At 68.0% G+C, this 5,736-nt stretch carries 6 protein-coding genes and 1 pseudogene; 1 reads left to right on the forward strand and 6 read right to left on the reverse strand.

The genetic code is table 11. The features are described 5' to 3' along the window. Nucleotides 1-202 (reverse strand): annotated as a pseudogene (locus QOC69_RS26865) (class II aldolase/adducin family protein); the annotation flags it as partial. Continuing rightward, nucleotides 195-734, reverse strand: coding sequence for a hypothetical protein (locus QOC69_RS26870; protein ID WP_526445408.1), 540 nt, complete (start codon nt 732-734; stop codon nt 195-197). The pseudogene QOC69_RS26865 and the gene QOC69_RS26870, both read right to left, overlap by 8 nt. A gap of 86 nt (nt 735-820) precedes the next feature. Between QOC69_RS26870 and QOC69_RS26875 the strand changes: the two genes are divergently transcribed. After that, nucleotides 821-1,786 carry a D-2-hydroxyacid dehydrogenase gene (locus tag QOC69_RS26875; protein ID WP_526445410.1) on the forward strand — a complete coding sequence of 322 codons (966 nt, stop codon included), beginning with the start codon at nt 821-823 and terminating at the stop codon, nt 1,784-1,786. A gap of 12 nt (nt 1,787-1,798) precedes the next feature. Here QOC69_RS26875 and QOC69_RS26880 read toward each other — a convergent pair whose 3' ends face one another. The 4 genes from QOC69_RS26880 to QOC69_RS26895 all read right to left on the reverse strand — a co-directional run. Then, nucleotides 1,799-2,809, reverse strand: coding sequence for an aldo/keto reductase (locus tag QOC69_RS26880; protein WP_526445412.1), 1,011 nt, complete (start codon nt 2,807-2,809; stop codon nt 1,799-1,801). After that, on the reverse strand, nt 2,809-3,612 hold the full coding sequence (locus tag QOC69_RS26885; RefSeq protein WP_526445414.1) for a hypothetical protein: 804 nt from the start codon (nt 3,610-3,612) through the stop codon (nt 2,809-2,811). Before QOC69_RS26885 ends, QOC69_RS26880 begins: the two co-directional genes overlap by 1 nt. 8 nt (nt 3,613-3,620) lie before the next feature. Next, nucleotides 3,621-5,219 (reverse strand): amino acid permease, encoded by a 1,599-nt coding sequence (locus tag QOC69_RS26890; RefSeq protein WP_526445416.1) that lies wholly within the window; start codon nt 5,217-5,219, stop codon nt 3,621-3,623. Nucleotides 5,220-5,224: 5 nt separating this feature from the next. Then, the coding region (locus QOC69_RS26895) for a metallophosphoesterase family protein (protein WP_526445418.1) at nt 5,225-5,736 on the reverse strand (512 nt) is incomplete at its 5' end.

Here is a 5,736-nt window from a genome sequence, read left to right on the forward strand (position 1 = left end):
AACGCCCGAGCCAGAAGCAGTCGGGTCGCTCTGGGTCGCGGGCCGAGATGTGTCCATCCCCGAGGGAACCCCAGCCCATCGCGCCGAACACCCGGTACGCCAGCGCGAGTCGGCGCTTGCGATGTGCCCGAAGTTCGACGGGATCGGCGTTGTCCGGCTCGTAAGCCGCCGGGTCGAGGAAGGGCCGATCCGGATCAGCCATCGGTGTCCACCCGTCCCGTTTCGATCCAGGACCCGGTCTGCTCGCGGTACTTCACCGCGCGGAAGCCGCCCGCGGCGGCGCTGACCTCGATCGCAAAGCCGGCCGCCTCGACCCGAACGTAACCGTCGCGGCCGACCCCGCAGACCCCGTCGCTGCCGAGGTGTCCCCACTCCTCGACGAACGGGACGAGGCGACCCTGCCACTCGAACGACCCGCTCTCGACGAGCAGTTCGTCCTGCCATGCCACGGGGTTCTCGTCGGGTGGAGCCTCGCCGCGCGAGTCGAGGGTGTGGATCCAGTGCAGCATCGGGTCGGTGAACTCGGTGGTCCCGGCGAAACTGAATTCGGTGGCGAACGGGGCGTGGGCGTCGTCGGCGGATGGCCCGACGCCAGGCTGGATGCGGGTACGGATGTCGGCGAACCAGTCGGCCGACTGCAGCCACAGCACGTCGCAGTAGTCCACGCGGCGCACGCCGTCGATGACGAGGCCGACACGGCGCCACGCACCGACTAATTCAACGGGGAGTGCCATAAATGCCTCTCGTGGTGTCCAGTTTTCGCATTTTCGATATAATATCGAAAATGAATTCAAATGCCGCCCGATCGAACGGAGCACCAGTGCCGAATCCTCCCCGCGTCCTCGTGCTCGCCGAGCCGGACCCGGACGTGGCGCTCCCGCCGCTGCACCTGATCCCTGGCGACGTCGAGGTCGTCACGGTCGATTCGACCCCCACCGACGAGGAGCTGGCCGGGGCGTCAGTGCTGTACATCTGGGACCACCGCTTCGCCGATCTTGCCCCACTCCTGCGCCGAACCGACGAGCTGCGGTGGGTGCACGCCGCGTCTGTCGGGGTCAATCGGCTGATCTGTCCCGAGCTGGGCTCGGTCACGCTAACCAACTCGCGCGGTGTGTTCGACACGTCGATCGCCGAGTGGGTGCTCGCCGCGGTGCTCGCGCACGTCAAGGGGTTGGGTGACACCTGGGCACGGCAACGAGAGGGCACCTGGCAGTACCGCACTACCGGGCGGCTGGCCGGAACCCGGGCCGCGGTGGTGGGTACGGGATCGATCGGCCGGGCCATCGCCGACCGCCTCGCCCGCCTCGACGTCGACGTCACCCTGGTCGGTCGCATCCCGGGCGACGACCCGCAGTTCGGGACGATCCGGAGCTCGGACGACCTGGTCGCCGTCGCCGCCGGCGTCGACCTGCTCGTCCTCGCGGTGCCGCTGACACCGCTGACCACCGCGCTGGTCGGGGCCGAAGTGCTCGGCGCGCTCGGGCCGCGCGGATTCGTCGTCAACGTCGGGCGGGGGCCCACCGTCGTCGAATCCGATCTCATCGCCGCGCTGCGGGCCGGGACCATCGCAGCTGCCGCGCTCGACGTATTCGAGGTCGAGCCGCTGCCCGCCGACTCACCGATGTGGTCCATGCCGAACATCCTGGTGTCGCCACACATGTCCGGTGACTACGTCGGGTTCGAGATCGACATGATGACCGTCTTCACCGACAACCTCGACCGGTGGCTGCGTGATGAGCCGTTGCAGAACGTCGTCGACACGGCTGTCGGCTACGTGCCGCGCTGATCGCATCTGTCATCACACGACGCCGATGACCGCCGGACGGGACGGCCCACTGCCTGCACCGCTGCTCGCGATCGCGGCGGAGATGGTGTCGAGGTCGTCGTCTGTCAGCTGCAGGCCTACCGCGTCCAGCCAGCCATCGATCTGCGCCGGTCGCCGCGCCCCCACGATCGCCGCGGTGACCCCGGGCCAGAGCAGCGTCCAGGCGATCGCGACGCTCGCCGCGCTCGTCGAGTGGCAGGCCGCCACGTCGGCGACGGCCGCGGCCACCGCCAGGTTGGCGGGCAGGTCGGAGGTGAAGTCGGATTCGTCGAGGCGCCAGTCGCCAGGCGCCAATCGCGACGGGTCGAACGTGCCAGACAGGAGGCCTGAGTGGATGGGGCTGTAGACGATCACACCGGTGTCGTTGGCCTCGCACCACGGGATGACGTCCGCCGCCGCGGCGCGGTTGATCGCCGACAGGGGCGGCTGCAGCGAGTCGACGTGCCCGACCGCCTCGGCCCGGGTGAGCTGGTCGACGGAGTGGTTGGACAGGCCGATCGCCCGCACCTTGCCACTGGCGCGCATGTCGACCAGCGTCGCCCAGTAGTCCTCCAGTGCCGTGCCGTCGGTCGGCGGCCAGTGCACCTGGTACAGGTCGATGCAGTCCACGCCCAGTCGCCGTAGCGACGCCTCGCACTCGGCCCGCAGCGACGCGGCGTCCCCGACGGCGGTCGCAGGTGCCTGGCGGTCGTCGGGGTCCCACACCATGGCGCACTTGGTGAAGACGAGCGGCCGGTCCGTCTCCGACATCTCGGCCAGGGCCCGTCCGACGATCTCCTCGGAGTGGCCGAGGCCGTACTCCGCGGCGGTGTCGAGCCAGTTGATGCCTGCCTCGACGGCGTGGTGGATGGTGGCGATCGACTCGGCGTCGTCCTGCGGACCCCAGCCGAAGGCCCAGTCCCCGCCGCCGAGCGCCCAGGTGCCGAGGCCGACCGTCGTCAGCTCCCAGCCCGTAGCACCGAGGCGCCGTACCGGCATCCCCATCAGGTGACCTCCTCGACCTTCTCGTACCACCGCTTGCGGGTACCGACCTTGGCCCGCATCTTCCAGCGCCGGGACTTGGGCGCCGCGGCCAGATGAGCCCGTAACGTCTCGATTTGCATCCGGACCCGCGCTGCCAGCTCCGGGTCAAGTCCGGGTCGCTGCACCGACTCGTCCAGCAGGGACAGGTTCAGCTCGGCGGAGTACCAGAAACCCCAGTCGTCGCACAGCACGTCGCGGATGCGGTCGAGGTCGATCTGCCCGGCCGCATGCGCCCCGATCCGGTGCTCGCCGAGCAGCACCGTGAGGTCGATCAGGTCGTTGGCGGTCATCTCGTGGATCTGCAGCTTCGACAGCACCAGGTCGGCCAGCGAGATGCACGGGTCGGCCAATTCGAGTCGGTCGGCGAACTTGATCGAATGGGCCATCACCAGGGCGTCCATGAAGACGTCGATCTTGATGCCCGTTTCGGGGTGGGCGAAGATCTGGCGCTTGATCCCCCACTCCCGCAGCCCGCGCGCTGCTGGGTCGGCGAGGTAGCCCTCGGCCTGGAAGAACGCGTCGATTCGCTGGTGATCGCGGTCGCGGCCCCAGAAGTCGATGTCGTAGAACGGACGTCGCCCGAGCTCGCGCATCAGCCCGTTGTGTTGGGAGCAGTGCAGATGCACGGCCACCGAGCCGGTGACCCGCAGCAGCAGCGACTGCTCGGCGGCGGCCCCGACGAGGCGGGTGGCCTCGCCGGGAATCCGCTCGTGCCGTGACACCGTTGCGGCAGCGGGGAATTGAGCCTGAGTCGCGGCGTCCATCCCGTCCATCACTCGACCGGGATCTCGCTGAACTGTCCCTTGAGGTCGGCCCCCTGCCTGGCCCGGTAGATCCGGAACGCCGCGTACCAGGTCAGCGCGAACACCGTTACGGCGACCGTCATCACCTCGGAGAGGTGGTTGTTGGCCCCGTAGGCGGCGTCGATCAGCAACCTGTAGAAGACGAACGCCACGCAGGTGAGCGCGACGACGCCGATCACCGAGATGACCGGCACCTTCCCCACCCGATAGGCGATCGGCGAGGACTCGAACTCCCGCTTGCGCCGGAACGGGAAGATGATCGCGGCCAGGCAGACGCCCATGAACGGGATGCATTGGCCGAGAAAGCCACCGAGCACCAGGACCGAGCTGGTGAATGCGTAGAGGCATACCCAGACGAACGCGATCGCTGCCGACAACGCCAGGGCCCAGGTCGGCGTGTGGAACTTGGCCGACACCGCCGAGAACCACTTCGGGGCCAACCCGTCGAGCGACCACGCGAGCATGCTGCGCGTTGCGACGATCAACGAACTCGCGCCGACGAAGAACAACAGCGAGAGCACCCACAGACTGTTCACCACCGTGAGCACCGGATTGCCGCCGGCGATACCGGTGTACAGGTTGACGTATGGTGCCGCATCGAGCGGGAACTTGTCCGGCGTCACCTCGGTCGACGCGAGCATGAACGAACTGCCGAACGCCATGCGGTACAGGAACATCAGCAGCATCATCGCCCCGCCCATGGTGACGATGGCGAGCGTCATGCCCCGCAGCTGACTGCGCTGGCCGTCCTTCACCTCGCCGCCGAAGCTGACCGAGAGAACCGCGAACCATAGTGAGAACGCCGGCCACGCCGCGAAGAACGCGGTTTCCGAAAGGCTGAACGGGTGGTGCGCGTCGCCCGCCGCCGCGATCACGTTGTCGTACGCGCCCGCCCCCGCGGCGGCGTCGAAGTTGTGGTGGAAGTCGAGCACGCCGGTCGCCGCCAGCGCGAGGGTGATGAACGTGACCAGCAGGCTCGCCGCCGTGACGTAGCTGGCCCACCGCTGGACCTTGAAGTACACCCCGGCGCCGCGGTACTGCACGATCGAGAAGATGCCGACCACGAGGATGCCGCCGAGGAACAGGCCCCACTTGCCTGCGAACCAGTTGCCCGCGCTGATCAGGGCCGCGTTGTGTTCCTGGACGCCCAGTGAACTGAGCATGGGCGCGATCCCGAACTTGGACAGGAACGCCCCGTTGACCCCGGTGTAGAAGAGCTGCCAGAAGACCAGGGACATGCTCAACGCGATGCCTGCGACCGGATGCAGGATCCTCGACATGAACACGTAGTCGCCACCGGAACGCGGGTAGACCATGCTCAGCAGCCCGTAACAGCCGGCGATGAAGAGCCCTGCGACGGTGGCGATCAGGGTGGCCAGCTCCATCGATGCACCTGGGTAGAACTGCCAGGCCGCGACGATGAAGATGATGTAGCCCAGGGCGATCTGCTGCCACCCGTAGAACATCACGTCGTCGGTACGGACCTGGCGGACCAGCCCAGAGCTCGCCCGGGTGAAGACCCCGGCTGTGGTCGGGACCCCGGATTTGAGGGTCGGTGCAGCAGTCATGGCGATCAGCCCCTTACCAGGCTCGTGTTGACAAGGCCGTGTCGTTTATCGACTTCGATGAGCAGGCCGCCCAGGATTCCCTCGCTGTACTCACTGCCGGGGTTGCCGATCGGCACCCCGGCCAGCTCACGGACTCCCCGCGATTCGTGGATGTGTCCGTGCAGGCCGAGCATCGGTTCGTACGTGGCGATGGCGTCGCGGGTGGCCGTGCTGCCGACCGGCACCATCTGCGGGCCACCCGACGTGACGACCGCGCGCAGGTCCTCGTCGAGCTTGGGGGCGTAGTCCAGCCCCGACGCGTACGGCGGGACGTGCAGGCTCATGATCGTCTTGCCCGGGTCGGTGACCTTGGCCATCACCTCGTCGATCCGGCGGCCGAGGTCCTCCTCGGACACGTCGCGCGGGCACGCCCACGGCGTGATGTTGCCGTAGCCCATGCCCATCATCTGGAAGCCGCCGTCGAGATCGATCACCGTGCCGTTCGGGTCCTCGATCACACTCGAGCGGCTGAGCATGT

Source organism: Mycobacterium sp. (assembly GCF_032162105.1).
Lineage (GTDB): Bacteria > Actinomycetota > Actinomycetes > Mycobacteriales > Mycobacteriaceae > Mycobacterium.

What these genes read in the sequence shown, in the direction of transcription:
- QOC69_RS26880 (WP_526445412.1), bottom strand. Translation starts at nt 2,809, where the DNA reads ATGGGGATGCCGGTACGGCGCCTCGGTGCTACGGGCTGGGAGCTGACG.
- QOC69_RS26885 (WP_526445414.1), bottom strand. Translation starts at nt 3,612, where the DNA reads ATGGACGCCGCGACTCAGGCTCAATTCCCCGCTGCCGCAACGGTGTCA.
- QOC69_RS26870 (WP_526445408.1), bottom strand. Translation starts at nt 734, where the DNA reads ATGGCACTCCCCGTTGAATTAGTCGGTGCGTGGCGCCGTGTCGGCCTC.
- QOC69_RS26890 (WP_526445416.1), bottom strand. Translation starts at nt 5,219, where the DNA reads ATGACTGCTGCACCGACCCTCAAATCCGGGGTCCCGACCACAGCCGGG.